Origin of the sequence: Rahnella sp. ATs2, from assembly GCF_051851855.1 — a bacterium.
Taxonomy (GTDB): domain Bacteria; phylum Pseudomonadota; class Gammaproteobacteria; order Enterobacterales; family Enterobacteriaceae; genus Rahnella; species Rahnella variigena.
Genome location: NZ_JBLYPL010000002.1, coordinates 191,532 through 205,809, shown reverse-complemented (window position 1 = coordinate 205,809; position 14,278 = coordinate 191,532). Strand labels below are relative to the sequence as shown.

General features: G+C 56.8%; 9 protein-coding genes. 4 read left to right on the top strand and 5 right to left on the bottom strand.

What is annotated here, in order from left to right; genetic code table 11:
* Positions 1 to 19: 19 nt before the first annotated feature.
* Positions 20 to 1,678: a ShlB/FhaC/HecB family hemolysin secretion/activation protein gene (locus ACJY2G_RS02625; RefSeq protein WP_430320304.1), complete on the bottom strand. Its 1,659-nt coding sequence runs from the start codon at positions 1,676 to 1,678 to the stop codon at positions 20 to 22.
* A gap of 346 nt (positions 1,679 to 2,024) precedes the next feature.
* On the opposite strand from ACJY2G_RS02625, the gene recC reads away from it, so the two are divergent.
* From recC to recD, 3 genes are read left to right on the top strand one after another with little or no spacing between them, the layout of a single operon-like run.
* Positions 2,025 to 5,483, top strand: a complete 3,459-nt coding sequence (gene recC, locus ACJY2G_RS02620) for an exodeoxyribonuclease V subunit gamma (protein ID WP_430320305.1) — start codon at positions 2,025 to 2,027, stop codon at positions 5,481 to 5,483.
* On the top strand, positions 5,480 to 9,193 hold the full coding sequence (gene recB / locus ACJY2G_RS02615; RefSeq protein ID WP_439291165.1) for an exodeoxyribonuclease V subunit beta: 3,714 nt from the start codon (positions 5,480 to 5,482) through the stop codon (positions 9,191 to 9,193). Before recC ends, recB begins: the two co-directional genes overlap by 4 nt.
* On the top strand, positions 9,190 to 11,241 hold the full coding sequence (recD, locus tag ACJY2G_RS02610) for an exodeoxyribonuclease V subunit alpha (RefSeq protein WP_430320307.1): 2,052 nt from the start codon (positions 9,190 to 9,192) through the stop codon (positions 11,239 to 11,241). The genes recB and recD overlap by 4 nt, the downstream gene beginning before the upstream one ends.
* Before the next feature lie 21 nt (positions 11,242 to 11,262).
* On the opposite strand, the gene ACJY2G_RS02605 is transcribed toward recD, so the two are convergent.
* From ACJY2G_RS02605 to ACJY2G_RS02590, 4 genes are all read right to left on the bottom strand, one after another.
* Entirely contained in the window at positions 11,263 to 11,505 is a 243-nt protein-coding gene (locus ACJY2G_RS02605; RefSeq protein WP_181955537.1) for a hypothetical protein, read from the bottom strand.
* Positions 11,506 to 11,628: 123 nt separating this feature from the next.
* On the bottom strand, positions 11,629 to 11,736 hold the full coding sequence (yniD, locus tag ACJY2G_RS02600) for a small membrane protein YniD (RefSeq protein ID WP_013574326.1): 108 nt from the start codon (positions 11,734 to 11,736) through the stop codon (positions 11,629 to 11,631).
* A 24-nt stretch (positions 11,737 to 11,760) separates the two neighbouring features.
* On the bottom strand, positions 11,761 to 11,910 hold the full coding sequence (locus ACJY2G_RS02595) for a hypothetical protein (RefSeq protein ID WP_167459610.1): 150 nt from the start codon (positions 11,908 to 11,910) through the stop codon (positions 11,761 to 11,763).
* 97 nt (positions 11,911 to 12,007) lie between these two features.
* Entirely contained in the window at positions 12,008 to 13,252 is a 1,245-nt protein-coding gene (locus tag ACJY2G_RS02590) for an MFS transporter (protein ID WP_430320308.1), read from the bottom strand.
* 114 nt (positions 13,253 to 13,366) lie between these two features.
* Here ACJY2G_RS02590 and ACJY2G_RS02585 point away from each other — a divergent pair, with 114 nt between their 5' ends.
* Positions 13,367 to 14,275, top strand: a complete 909-nt coding sequence (locus ACJY2G_RS02585) for a LysR family transcriptional regulator (protein ID WP_430320309.1) — start codon at positions 13,367 to 13,369, stop codon at positions 14,273 to 14,275.
* Positions 14,276 to 14,278: the final 3 nt, after the last annotated feature.

Sequence of the window (14,278 nt, the reverse complement as noted above, 5' to 3'; positions counted from 1 at the left end):
TCGATATCCTTATCAGAAATTACAGCACGACATTCAGGTGGTAATACACCGTGACGCGGTCAGGCGCTAAATCGCCGGGGTAACGCAGGGGCCAGCCGACGGTAAACTGGCTGGAGAAATGACTTGCGCTGCTGCTAAGCCCTACCGCACCGCCCCATAGCGTGCCTGCCGCGTTAACGTCATGATTGTCATGATGCAGATATCCGCCATCAACCGCGGCCACAGCATTGATGGCACCCAGCAAGGGCATACTGAACAGCGCCGTGTTGAGTTCATTTCGCCAGTAACCGCCGTTGTCACCGGAAAGATATTGCTCTTTGAAGCCGCGCACCGAGCTTTCACCGCCAATCGTCAGGCGTTCGTTGCCGTAAAGACGGTCGCCGGTCCACTGACCGTAAACGCTGGAAAGGAAGGTGACTTTCTGGCTGACCGGCTTGTAGTAACTGCCGGACAGTGACCATTTGGAGAACTCTGCTTTGGGCGCATCGTCAGGTTTGTGTTGATCGTCTTCCGCGCCTAACCAGGGCACGCCGCGGCTGAATGTCGGGTTCAGCGTGGACAATCCGCCCCACAGTTTCTGGCTATGGTTGATGCCCACGCTGACATTGCTGAGCTTGCGGCTGCTGCTGGCCAGCGGAGCATCATTAAGATAGTTACGCGCCATATTGTTGCTGATCCCGACAGATACGCCGGTTTTGATATCGCTGTTTCGAAATACGACGCGGGAAAGATTGAGACGATGAGTTTGGGAATCGCCGGTTGACCGCCAGCCGAAGCCCTGAGAATTCACCGTGCTGAGATAATCGCTGTAGCTGTAACTGTAATTCATCAGCCAGTAGCCATAAGGCACGCTCATGCCAGCCTGCACGCTGCGGGCGTCGTGGCTGCTGGAGAAATCGCTGCTTTTCGCGCCGCTGACAAACCACTGATCTGCCAGTCCGAGCACATTACTGGCGATCAGCGAGCCGTTCATCTGGCCGGTGCCGGTGCTTTTTTGCCCGCTGTTATCGAATCCCACACCCAGGCTGAGTGGAAACTCCGGCGTGGCGGTTAAATTCACAATGGAGTAACCCGGTTGTTCAGCCGGAAGGATCTCTATCTGGACCGGTGTCTGGCGCAACCGGTTGATCTGTTCCATGCCCTGTTCGATATCGCGCAGATTAAGGATTTTGCCTTTAAGGCCAGGGAAAGCCATCACCAAAATACGGTCACTGTGTTTATCTAATTGAATATCCTGAAGCTTGCCTTCCATCACGGTAATATTCAGCTCTCCCCGTGAGAGATCCTGCTCGGGAAGAAAAGCACGGCTGGTGATATAACCGCGTTCGATATAGGCATCAGATATTTCCTGCACGAGCTGGGTAATTCTCTTAATGCCTAAACACTTTCCAATTAAAGGTTTCGTTAACTTTTCTTGAGTGCTGGAAGATAAATGATTGGCTTGAGTAATATTTATGGTGGAAATAGTAAAGCACGGTTTTTCGTCAGCGTTAACCGGAGCGGGGGCGGGTAAAGAGAGCGTCTGGCTTCTTTCCAGCTCATCACGCTGCATTTGCTGTTGTTGCAGGCGATCTCTTTGTTGTTGCTCAATATTGTCCCTGTCTGCCGGACTGAGCAAAGCGGCATGCACCGGAAAGGTTGCCAGAACGATAGCCCAGCAGGTGGCTTTAATATTCATTGTAAATGTCCTTATTTACGAATCAATTAGTTTTAGTTATGCGTCAAAGGCCTGACGCCGTCTTTATATCAGTTTACGTTTCATTACACAAAATCTCATTTCTTAATATTTCTAAAACTCAGATTTTTATTTCAGATAAATAGAAAATCATTAGTATTCTTAGTATTTTATGAAAATTCTTAATTAAACGATTGAATAAAAAGATCTGATAACCGAAAAACAAAGTTAACTCTCCGGCGGGATGAGGATGTCTTCTGGCCCTGCCTCTTTTCTTTTCTGTCCTTTCAATCCTTTCCAAATCAACGCAAAATCTCAACCCTGACAGGCGATAACAAGGGATGCGGGCGTGAATTCAGGTTTGATGGTATTACACGGAAATCACTCAGAAGCGCTGAGGGACGTGCTGGTCTCGTGGATGGCGGCGCATCCGCTTTCACCGCTGGAAAACGAAGTGATTCTGGTGCAAAGCAACGGCATTAATCAGTGGCTGAAACTGGCGCTGGCGCGCGATGTGGCAGAAGGCGGTTGCGGCATTGCGGCGGCGCTGGATATCAAACTACCGGCGCGCTTTTTCTGGCAGGTATACCGTGCGGTGCTCGGCAAAGAACAGGTGCCGGAATCGTCGCCGTTCGACCGTCCGCTGCTGACCTGGCGTCTCATCCGCCTGTTGCCAGAACTGCTTGCCGAACCGGTGTTTGCGCCGCTGGCCCGTTTCTTAAAAGATGACGGCGATATGCGCAAGCTGCATCAGCTTTCACAACGTCTGGCGGATTTATTCGACCAGTATCAGGTTTACCGCGCTGACTGGCTGGAAGACTGGGGCAACGGGCTGGACGTCCTGCGCACCAGCCGCACAGGCAGCGAGCCCTTGCCGGAAAACCTGCTGTGGCAGCCGCAACTGTGGCGTGCGCTGCTGGCGGATGTGCCTGAAAACGAGCGCAACACCAGCCGTGCGGCGCTGCATCAGCGGTTCCTGCAACACGCGCAGACCCTTCCTGAAGACCAGCGTCCGGCCGGTTTACCCGCGCGGCTGGTGGTGTTTGGCATCTCCTCGTTACCGCAACAATCTCTTGAAGTGCTGGCAGTGCTGGGCCGCTGGACACACATCTTCATGTGCGTGCATAACCCGTGCGAGCACGACTGGAGCGATATCATCGCCGATAAGGATCTGCTGCGTGCGGAACGCAAACGCCAGTTGCGTAAGCCCGGCATGCCGCAGGTGATTGCCGAAGATGAACTCCATCAGCATGCCCATCCGCTGCTGGCGGCGTGGGGCAAGCAGGGGCGCGACTATATCGGTCTGCTCAATGAATATGACAACCACGAATCCTATGCCTCGCAGCTGGCGCCGGTGATCCCGCGCATCGATCTCTTTACGTCGAACGGTACCGATACCCTGTTGCATCAGCTGCAGGAAGATATTTTGCAGCTGCGCCCGCTGGCTGAAACGATCGATGAATGGCCTCCGGCAGATGTTCAGCATGACGATTCCCTGCGTTTTTATATTACGCACAGCGCCCAGCGTGAAGTGGAAGTGCTGCATGACCGTCTGCTGGCGGCGCTGGCGGCAGATCCGACGCTGAAAGCCCGCGATATCATCGTGATGGTGCCGGATATTAACGGCTATGCACCGCACATTCAGGCGGTATTCGGCCTGACGGAGCGCAGCGATCCGCGCTACATCCCGTTCACGGTTGCCGATCAGGGACCGCGCCAGAACAACTCGTTACTCGGTGCGCTGGAAAGCCTGCTGGAACTGCCGCAGTCGCGTTTTGCGGTCAGCGATTTGCTGGATTTACTCGACGTACCGTCTGTGCGTCAGCGTTTCGGCATTGAGGAAGAACAACTCCCGCTGCTGCACCGCTGGATCCGCGCCGCCAATGTGCGCTGGGGGCTGCATGCGGAACAGCGCCAGAGCCTTGAACTGCCGTTATCGCCGGAACAAAACAGCTGGTTCTTTGGCCTGCAACGTATGCTGCTGGGTTACGCGGTAGGCAGTGGCGAAGCCTGGGAAAACATCGAGCCGCTGGATGAAATCGGCGGACTGGATGCGGCGCTGATCGGTCCGCTGTCGCATCTGCTGAACTGCCTTGATGACACCTGGCGTCAGTTGCGGGAACCTGCCGCGCCACAGGTATGGGGCGAGCGCCTGCGCACGATCCTTTCTCAATACTTTGCCGAAGATGACGGCGAAGACGGCTTTATTTTAGTGCGTCTGCACGGCGAACTGGAAACCTGGCTGGAAGCCTGCGAAAGCGTTGATCTGCAGGCTGAACTGCCGCTGTCGGTGGTGCGCGATCACTGGCTGGCGCAGTTTGACCAGTCCGGCCTGACACAACCGTTTTTCGGCGGCGCGGTGACCTTCGCCACGCTGATGCCAATGCGTGCCATTCCTTTCCGCCACGTCTATCTGCTGGGGATGAACGACGGTGATTATCCGCGTAACCGCGTGCCGATGGATTTCGATCTGATGGGGCGTGATTACCGCCCCGGTGACCGTTCACGGCGCGAAGATGACCGCTATCTGTTCCTCGAAGCGCTGCTTTCTGCCCGTGAGCGCTTACACATCAGCTGGGTAGGCCGCAGCATTCATGACAACACCGAACGCCCGCCATCCGTGCTGGTGGCGCAGTTGCGTGATCATCTGACGGCAGGCTGGAAAGCCGAAAACGGCGAAGATTTGCTGCATGCGCTGACTGTTGAACATCGCCTGCAACCGTTCAACCGCGACTATTTCAGTCAGGAAAGTTCGTTGTTCAGCTATGCCCACGAATGGCGTGCCGGACTGGAAGCGGAAGCTGCGTCCGTGGCCGCACAACCGCTGCAACCGGTGGAACAGGAAGGTGCGCTGACGCTGCGTCAGTTGTCGGATTTTCTGTCGGATCCGGTGCGCAGTTTCTTCCGTCAGCGGCTGAATATCTATTTCGAGCTGGAAGATCCCGGCAGTGAAGATCAGGAGCCGTTCGACATTAATGCGCTGGAAAACTGGCGCTTGCAGGACGAACTGATCCGCGCGCAGAAATGGGCGCTGGAAGCGGGTGTTTCGCGTCAGGACGTTTTACGTCAGCAACTCGAACGCATTGAGCGGCGCGGCGAGCTGGCACCGGGCGAATTTGCTGCGGTGCTGAGTGAAGATCTGGCCGAGCCGATGGACACCCTGTTTGCCAGTTATCAGCAGGTACTCGATAACTGGCCGCAACCGCTGGCAAATGAGGCGCTGGAAGATGACACCGGCGGCGTGATGTTCTCCGACTGGCTGAGTGAACTGCGGGCAAATGCGGCGGGAGACCGCGCGCGCGTGGTGCTGGAAAGTATCGGCATCATAAAAGATCGTGCTTACCGCTTCGACCGGCTGCTGCCTTACTGGGTCGCGCATATTGCAGGGCATCTCGACGGAAAGCCGATGCACACAGTGATTGTCAGTAAAAACGGCACGGCTGAATTGCCGCCGCTGGATATTGAACAGGCGCGCAATTTATGGGAAACGCTGATTGAAACGTGGAAAGCGGGTCAGCTGCGTCCGTTGCCGCTGGCAGTGAAAACCGGGTTTATATGGCTGAAAAAAGAGGGCACGGAGCACAGCGCACCAGACAGTGATGCCTGGTTTGCCGCCCGCGACAATTACGAAAATCATGACCCGGCGAACATGAAATTTGGTGAGCGTGACAGCAACGCCTATCTGGCCCGCGCGTGGCCGGATTTCGCCGCACTCTGGTCGGACGGTGAGTTTGCCCGTCTCGCCGATACCCTGCTGGCACCGCTGAGAAATCATCTGGCACGCAGCAAAAAAGGAGCGAAGGAATGACGGAGCAGACGTTGCCATCCACCCTGAACGTGCTGAGTTTTCCGCTGACAGGCAGCCGCCTGATTGAAGCCAGCGCTGGTACCGGCAAAACCTTTACCATCGCCGCGCTGTATGTGCGGCTGGTGCTCGGGCACGGCGGGGATAACGCTTTCAGCCGTCCGCTGACGCCGCCGGAAATTCTGGTGGTGACCTTCACCGATGCGGCGACCAAAGAACTGCGTGACCGTATCCGCGCGCGCTTGTCGCAAGCGGCGGGATATTTTTTAGGTAATCCTGAAGCGGAAAAAGACAGCGACGAATTTTTGCAAAATTTGCGCGAGGAATATTCACCGGAGCAATGGCCGGGTTGTGCCCGTAAGCTGCAACTGGCGGCGGAATGGATGGATGAATCCGCCGTTTCCACCATTCACGGCTGGTGTAACCGTATGCTCGGCGAGCACGCATTCGACAGCGACAGCCTGTTTACCCAGACGCTGGAAACCGATCAGACCGAACTGCTGATGAACGTGGTGCGCGATTACTGGCGCAGTTTCTATTTCCCGCTGAGTGAGCAGGAAATCCGCACGCTGCGTGGCTGGTGGCGTGCGCCGGAAGATTTACACCGCAGCGTGATGCCGTTGCTGGAATACGCTGAAGAGCTCGGCTCAGAGCAGACGCCAGCCGACGTGGTCGAAACGGTGAACAACCAGAAAGCGGCTGAACTGGCCGCGCTGAAACAAGACTGGCCGCAATGGACGCAGGAACTTCGCATCCTGCTGGAAGGCGCAGTGGCGGCGAAAGTGGTCGATGGCAAAAAAATTCAGGCGCGATTTTTCAATCCGTGGCTGGAAAAGCTGTACACCTGGGCAACCACAGATGACGTTAAACCTGATTTAGGCAAAGGCTGGGATCGTCTGACTCATGCGGGATTAAAAGATGCGTGGAAGCAGGGCGAACCGCCTGCGCATCCGGCGCTGACCGCGATGGAAACCCTGAAATCCCGCCTTGAAAGTTTGCCGGATGCGCGCAGCGGTTTGCTGCAACATGCCTGCCGCTGGATAAAAAATCGTTTTGACCTCGAGCAGCAGAAACGCGCGCAAATGGGCTTCAACGATTTACTGACCCGTCTGGATTCTGCCCTGCGCAGCGACAACGGTGCGCGGCTGGCGGAGATCATTCGCACACAATTTCCGGTGGCGATGATCGACGAATTCCAGGACACCGATCCGCTGCAATACCGCATTTTTGATACCGTCTACCGTGTGGCAGAAAACGTGCCGGAGCAGGGACTGATCCTGATCGGCGATCCGAAACAGGCGATTTACGCCTTCCGTGGTGCGGACATTTATACCTATCTGCGCGCCCGCCGCGATACCGGCGGTCGCCACTACACGCTGGCGACCAACTTCCGTTCCACCCGCGCCATGGTAGCGGCAGTTAATGAAGTGTTCGAATTAGCCGAAAACCGCCGCGCCGGTGAGGGCGCTTTCCTTTTCCGTCAGGGTGATGAAAATCAGGTGCCGTTCCTGCCGGTAGCAGCCAAAGGACGAGCCGACACGCTGGTCATTGACGATGCCGAAGCCACTGCGCTGACATTGTGGTATCCCGAAAATCAGACGGAAACGCTGCCTAAAACGCAATACGTTCAGCTGATGGCAGAAGGCTGTGCGGCGAAAATCGTCCAGTTGCTGCGCCTTGGCCAGCAGGGTTCCGCCGGTTTCGGTCAGCCTGGTGAAATATTAAAACCGGTGATGCCGGGGGATATCGCGGTGCTGGTGAATACCGGCCGTGAAGCGGCGGCGATACGCCTCGCGCTGTCGAAAAGTGGCGTGCGCAGCGTGTATCTTTCTGATAAAGAATCGATTTTTGAAAGTGCGCAGGCAGGCGAATTACAGTACTGGCTGGCGGCCTGTGCCGCGCCGGAAAACGATCGTCTGCTGCGCGCGGCTCTCGGGACGCCTTCGCTGAACCTGAGCTGGGAAGCGCTGGACCGGCTGAATCAGGATGAAAACGAGTGGGAACGCTACGTTCAGCAGTTTCAGGCATTGCGAACCTGCTGGCGCAAACAGGGCATTCTGCCGATGCTGCGCCGACTGATGTGGGAATTCGACGTGCCGCGCCGTCTGCTCGGGCGTGGTGACGAACGCGCGCTGACTGATTTGCTGCATCTTTCTGAACTGCTGCAACAGGCCAGCGTGCAGCTCGATGGTGAACATGCGCTGATCCGTTATCTGGCGGAGCAATGTCAGGACGAACATCAGGGCGGCGATGCCCGCAAACTGCGTCTCGAAAGCGATGCGGATCTGGTGAAAGTGGTTACCGTGCATAAATCCAAAGGTCTGGAATATCCGCTGGTATTCCTGCCCTTTGCCTGTGCATTCCGCGCCGTGAAAAAGCAGGATTCACCGCTGAAATGGCATACGCCGGAAGGTGAGCTGGAAGTGGCACTGAGTGCATCTGATGAGCAACTGGTGCTGGCTGACCGCGAGCGTCTGGGAGAAGACCTGCGTAAGTTTTACGTGGCGCTGACCCGTTCGCGTTACGCGCTGTGGCTGGGTATGGCCCCGCTGAAAGAGTTTGAAAAGAGCGCACCCGGTTATTTATTTTTCAGTGACCTTCTTAACGGCGGCGAGGCGATGGATGCTGAGGCGCTTCCTGCCAGTTTGCAGGCACTGGAAACGGCGCATATCCGCGCGTGGCCGTTGCCGGTATCTGACGGCGCAGTGTATCGCAGCGAGCAGACATTGCCGGAACTCGGGCCGCGTCCGCCGCTGCGTCTGCATAAAGGGCCGCGCTGGTGGGTGTCGAGTTTCTCCGGTCTGCAAATTGCGCCGGCAGGCACGTATATCATGCCGGAGACCCTGAACCGCGAGCCGCAGAGAGAAATCGAAAGCGCCGCGCAGGACAGTTATCTGGAAGATCAGAAAACGCAAAACAGTGCGAAGGAGCCAGTGAAGGATCCGCTGCATGAACTGTCGCAGCCTATGACCGGCGAGAATTTGTATGACTTCCCGCGCGGGCCTGCACCGGGTAATTTCCTGCACGGTTTGCTGGAATGGGCGGGTGACGAAGGGTTTGCGGCGCTGGCGGCAGACCCGGAAAGGATTGCCGATCAGGTTGCGCGACGTTGCAATACGCGTGGCTGGGAAAAGTGGATTGTGCCGCTGACTGGCTGGCTGACCGCGATGCTGACGCAGCCTTTACCGCTGCCGGGAGGCAATACGTTTACCCTGGCAGAACTGCCGCCGTATCAGGTTGAAATGGAGTTCTGGTTCTCGCTGACAAAGGTGCCGACACGACGTCTCGACACGCTGGTTCAGCAATATACGCTGGACGGCGCGGAGCGTGCGCCGTTACTGGCGGAAGACCTCAACGGTATGCTGAAAGGCTTTATCGATCTGGTGTTCGAACATGACGGGCGTTATTACGTGCTCGATTATAAATCCAACTGGCTCGGTGATGACGCCAGCGGCTATGACCAGGAAAATATGACGCAGTCCATGCGCGATCACCGCTATGACTTGCAGTTCTCACTGTATCTGTTTGCGCTGCATCGCCTGCTGAAATCCCGCATACCGGATTACGATTACGACCGGCATATCGGCGGCGCAGTCTATTTATTCCTGCGCGGCAGCCACGCGCCGGGTAACGGCGTCTGCGTTCAGCGACCGGATAAAGCCTTAATGGAACAACTCGACGCTCTGTTCAGCGGCACGGAGGAACACGCATGAAAATCAACAGCCGTGAAGCGCTTGCGCAACTGCTGGCGAGCTGGGTGGAATGTGGCTGGCTGCGGGAACTGGATCGCGCACTGGTGACGTTTCTGGCAAAAGAAGCGCCGGACGCGCATCCGTTATTACTGCTGGCGACCGCACTGACCAGCTATCAGCTGGGGCGCGGACATGTGTGTCTGGATTTGCAGGCCACGCTCGACGACAGCGCATTTTCACTCTCGCTGCCACCGGAAGGCGATCACGCTGACGGCGCTGTGATCCGCCCTGCGGCAGTGCTGGACGACCTGAGTTTGCAGGAATGGCTGGCGGCGCTGGCGCACCCGACACTGGTCGGGCACGGTGAGGGAAATTCTCCGCTGGTGCTGAGCGGGCAGCGCCTGTATCTGCGCCGTTACTGGCAGTACGAACAGAATGTGCGCGCAGCGATAGAACAGCGTCTGACCCGCAGTGCCCTGCACACATTACCGGCGCAAACCTTACAGGCACCGCTGACGGCATTATTCCCGGCGGTGAATTCTGCCACCGTTAACTGGCAGAAACTGGCCTGTGCGCTGGCGGCGGTCAACGCGTTCAGCATCATTACCGGCGGACCGGGCACCGGGAAAACCACGACGGTGGTGCGTCTGCTGGCGCTGTTGCAAACACTGGCGCTGAAGGATACCGGCCAGCCGCTGCGTATCCGCCTTGCCGCACCAACCGGTAAGGCGGCGGCGCGTCTGAATGAGTCGATTGCCGGTGCGGTCTCTAAGCTGGATCTCAGCGGGCTCGGTAACGGCAATGATGTGCGTGAGAGTATTAATACGGAAGTGGTCACGCTGCACCGTTTGCTGGGAAGCCGCCCCGATACCCGCCATTTCCGCCATCATCCGGGGAATCCGCTGATGCTGGATGTGCTGGTGGTAGACGAAGCATCGATGGTTGATCTGGAAATGATGGCGGCGCTGCTGGCGGCGTTGCCGGATCATGCGCGCCTGATCCTGCTCGGTGATAAAGATCAGCTGGCGTCGGTAGAAGCTGGCGCATTGCTGAGTGAATTATGCCAGCGTGCGGCGGGCGGACATTATCTGCCGCAAACCCGCGACTGGCTGCAAAGTGCGACCGGTGAACAGATCCCGGATACGCTGGTGGATCCGCAAGGCACAGCGATGGATCAGGCGGTCGTCATGCTGCGCCACAGTTACCGTTTTGATGCACAAAGCGGCATCGGCCAGCTGGCGGAAGCGGTCAACGACGGGGACGTTAACGCGCTGAAACAGGTCTGGAAACACGGATATGCCGATCTCGCACAACTGACGTTAAGCGCTGACGATGACAGCGAACTGCGCAACTGGGTGGTGAAGGGCAGCGCAGCGCAGTTTCCTGCGGCGGCAAAACGCGAAGGCACCGAGCCTCCGGTCGGTTATCAGCATTATCTCAACGTGATGATCAGGGAGCGGCCTGCGGACGACGAACCGCCGGAAGCCTTCAACCGCTGGGCGACCAAAGTGCTGCTGGCCTACAGTCAGTTTCAGTTGCTGTGTGCCTTACGTGGCGGGCGCTGGGGCGTGGAAGGACTTAATCAGCGCATCGCTGAAATTTTGTATAAAGAAGGATTGCTGAAAGCTTCGGTCGGCTGGTATCCGGGACGTCCGGTGCTGGTGACCCGTAACGATTACAGCCAGCGCCTGATGAATGGCGACATCGGCATCACCCTGGAAATTCCGCACCGGCTGGCGGACGGTTCAGTCGTGCCGGTGCTGCGGGTGGCGTTTCTGGCCGGAGACGGTACGCAGGATATCCGCTGGGTCATGCCGGGGCGTTTGCAGTCAGTGGAAACGGTGTTTGCTATGACAGTGCATAAATCGCAGGGATCGGAATTTACCCATACCGCGCTGCTGCTGCCGGAAAATCTGAGCCCGATATTAACCCGCGAGCTGATCTACACCGGTATCACACGTGCGCGTCACTGGTTCAGTCTGGGATGTGCCGGAGGCGTGAATGCGGTATTGCCGGAGGCCGTGAAGCGGCGGGTGTTACGTGCCAGCGGATTGATCGAAAGCGAGTAAGGCTTTGCAGAAGAGAAGCAATCAGTATTCGTATGCGTGAATTCTGACCGGTTTACGCAGCGTGCGGGCCTTGTTGCCCGCCACTTTGGTGGCTTTGTCCGGATCGCCTGCGACAAATTCCAGCGTCGGTGAGTAATAAAAAGGCAGCCAGCCGCCGTAGCCATTTTCCCACTCCCAGCGAACCGGGCAGGGCCACAGAATGTCTTCGTACATAATGTAATAGGTCCATCGCCCGTGGGGACGACGAGGTTTGCGGTTATTCATAAGCAGGCGGCAGGCTCTTAAAAAACACTAAGGATATTCTGGCTTGCGCAGCAGAAGGTTTCAAGCCCGCCGGCCGGGTTGTTGATTATTTAACCAGTGGTTATGGGGCAAATTTGCAAAACTTTACCCCCAGATCATCGCCGCCCAGCGCAACAGCATCAATGCGCCACAGATACACAGCAGTACTACAACCATTTTCCAGTGTTTGGTCATCATCCTTTTCGTTACCATAACTCCTCCTGCCATCAGGGCATTTTAGTGCGCCATGTGTTCATCCACATAGTGAATAACCTGCTCTTTCAGTTCAGGCACCGCCTGATCTGCCAGCCATTCGAACGCTGCCAGCAGCAGGGCTGCGGCGAGAATCACTGACAAAAGTATAACGGCTTTATTACGTGCTTCCATTGTTCTCATTGTTTCTGTTTTGCCTGTTTTTTAGTCTGCCAGAAAAAGTGGCTTCCGGCAGATATTCAGGCATCTGGTTCCGGAAAGGTTTAGGAAATTATACCTTTCCAGCCGTTTCTAAACTTTGATCCTGTTCCTGCTCACTAGGATTTTGTGCAATTTTGTCATGGCGGGCACCGGGCATGAAGCCGTGCTTTTTAGCGCGCCAGGCAATAATCAGTCCTGCCGCCAGCAGAATCAGCATTGTCTGCGGAAAAGTTTTAACACCGGCGGTTTCCAGCAAAATCCCTCCGGTTAAGCCGCCGCCCGCAATCGCCAGATTCCACGCCACGACCACCATCGACTGCGCCATATCGGCGTGTTCACCGGTGGCATCTGCGATAGCCGTTTGCAGTAAGGTCGCCGCGCCGCCGAACGTCAGTCCCCACAGCGCCACGCACAAAACCACCATCACGGGAGTCTGACTGAAAAACACCAGCGTCAGCGAAATCAGTGCGAACAGCAGAAGGCTGAACAGCAGAGTCTGGCGTAAGCGCCGGTCAACCAGCAGGCCGGTGATACCAATGCCTGCCAGCGCGCCAATGCCGAAGACCAGTAATATCTGATCAGCCCGTGCGCTAAGACCGGATAAGTGCAGGAACGGCACAATGTAGGTGTAGAGCAGATTGTGCGTCAGCATCCACAGCAGGATCACCAGTAAAATACTGCGCACGCCAGGCATCATCACCACATGAAGCAACGACTGGCGCTGACTGGCGGCCTGTCCGGGATAGTCCGGTACTTTTCGAATAACCCAGCCCACCAGAATCAGCGTGAGCGCGGACATCACGCCGAACGCCATCCGCCAGCCGAGCAGAGAACCCATCCAGGTGCCGAGCGGGACACCCACTGAAAGCGCCAGCGGTGTGCCGACCATCGCTACTGACAATGCCCGCCCTTGCTGCTCAACCGGCACCATCCGCCGCGCATAGCCTGCCAGCAAACCCCACGCCAGCCCGGCCGCTGCTCCGGCCATCCAGCGGGCAACAAGCGTCAGGATGTAATGCGTGGAAAAAGTGGTGAGGGTGTTGAAAACCAGAAAGCCGACGATGGCGGTCAATAACGCCGTGCGGCGGTTCCAGCTCCGGGTGAGCGCCGCAAGCGGGATCACCGCCATCAGCGAACCGGCGGCATACAGCGTGATTAACTGTCCGGCCATGGCCTGCGAAACATTCAGACCGGCGGCGATTTGCGGCAGTAATCCGGCGGGCAGGGTTTCGGTCATGATGGCGATAAAACCAGTCAGCGCCATCGCCAGTAAAGCCGAAAGCGGCAGCGGGGATTTTTGTACAGCAGTGTTCATGGCGTCTCTCAGTTTCTGAAAAAGTTAAATCACGATAGAGAACTCCCTGTTGCGGAAAAAGTAGGGTAGATTTCCAGAGTATGCGGACGCTGATGTCCGCAATCGGAGGTGAGGGTGGAAAGTCTTAGCAGCCTGAATACGTTTGTGCACGTGGCGGAAACCCGCAGCTTTGTCGCCGCCGGGCGTATCTTAGGGATTTCCGCGTCGGCGGTGGGGAAAAGCATTTCGCGGATGGAAACCAAACTGAATGTGCGGCTGTTTCACCGCAGTACCCGCAGCGTGACGCTGACGGCGGAAGGTTCGCTGTTTCTCGAGCGTTGCCGGCGCATTGTGGCGGAGCTCGAAGCGGCAGAAAGTGAGCTGTCGCAACTGGCGGAATGTCCGCGCGGCAGGCTGCGGCTGAGTCTGCCGCAGGTCAGCACCCTGCTGTTGCCGGTGCTGGGCGAGTTTATGCGCCGTTATCCCGACATTGAACTGGATCTGGATTTCACCGATCGCATTGTTGACGTGGTGGAAGAAGGTTTCGATGCCGTGGTGCGAACGGGGCAGATGGCTGATTCACGGTTATCGATGCGCAAGCTCGGCACTTTCCATCATTTGCTGGTCGGCGCACCGGCTTACTTTGAGCAGTACGGCAGGCCTGCGAAACCGCATGATCTGGGCGATCACCGTTGTCTGCATTTCCGCTTTCCGAATAGCGGAAAACTCGAATCCTGGCCTTTGCCGGAATATCAGGATTTAGCGCTGCCGGTTTCGATGGTTTGCAATAATATAGAAACGCGTCATTGCTTTGCCCTGCAGGGGTTGGGCATCGCCTGTCTGCCGGATTTCAGTATCCGCAAAGAACTGGCCCGCGGGCAGCTGGTGACAGTACTGGATGAGTACGTGAAGCGCAGTGCCGACTTTTTTATTTTGTGGCCGTCGGGCGGTTATATGACACCGAAACTTCGGGTATTGATCGACTTTTTCAGCGAGCGGGTATTCCCTGAAAACCCGGAGCTGGCACTGCTGTGTCCTAATTAAACT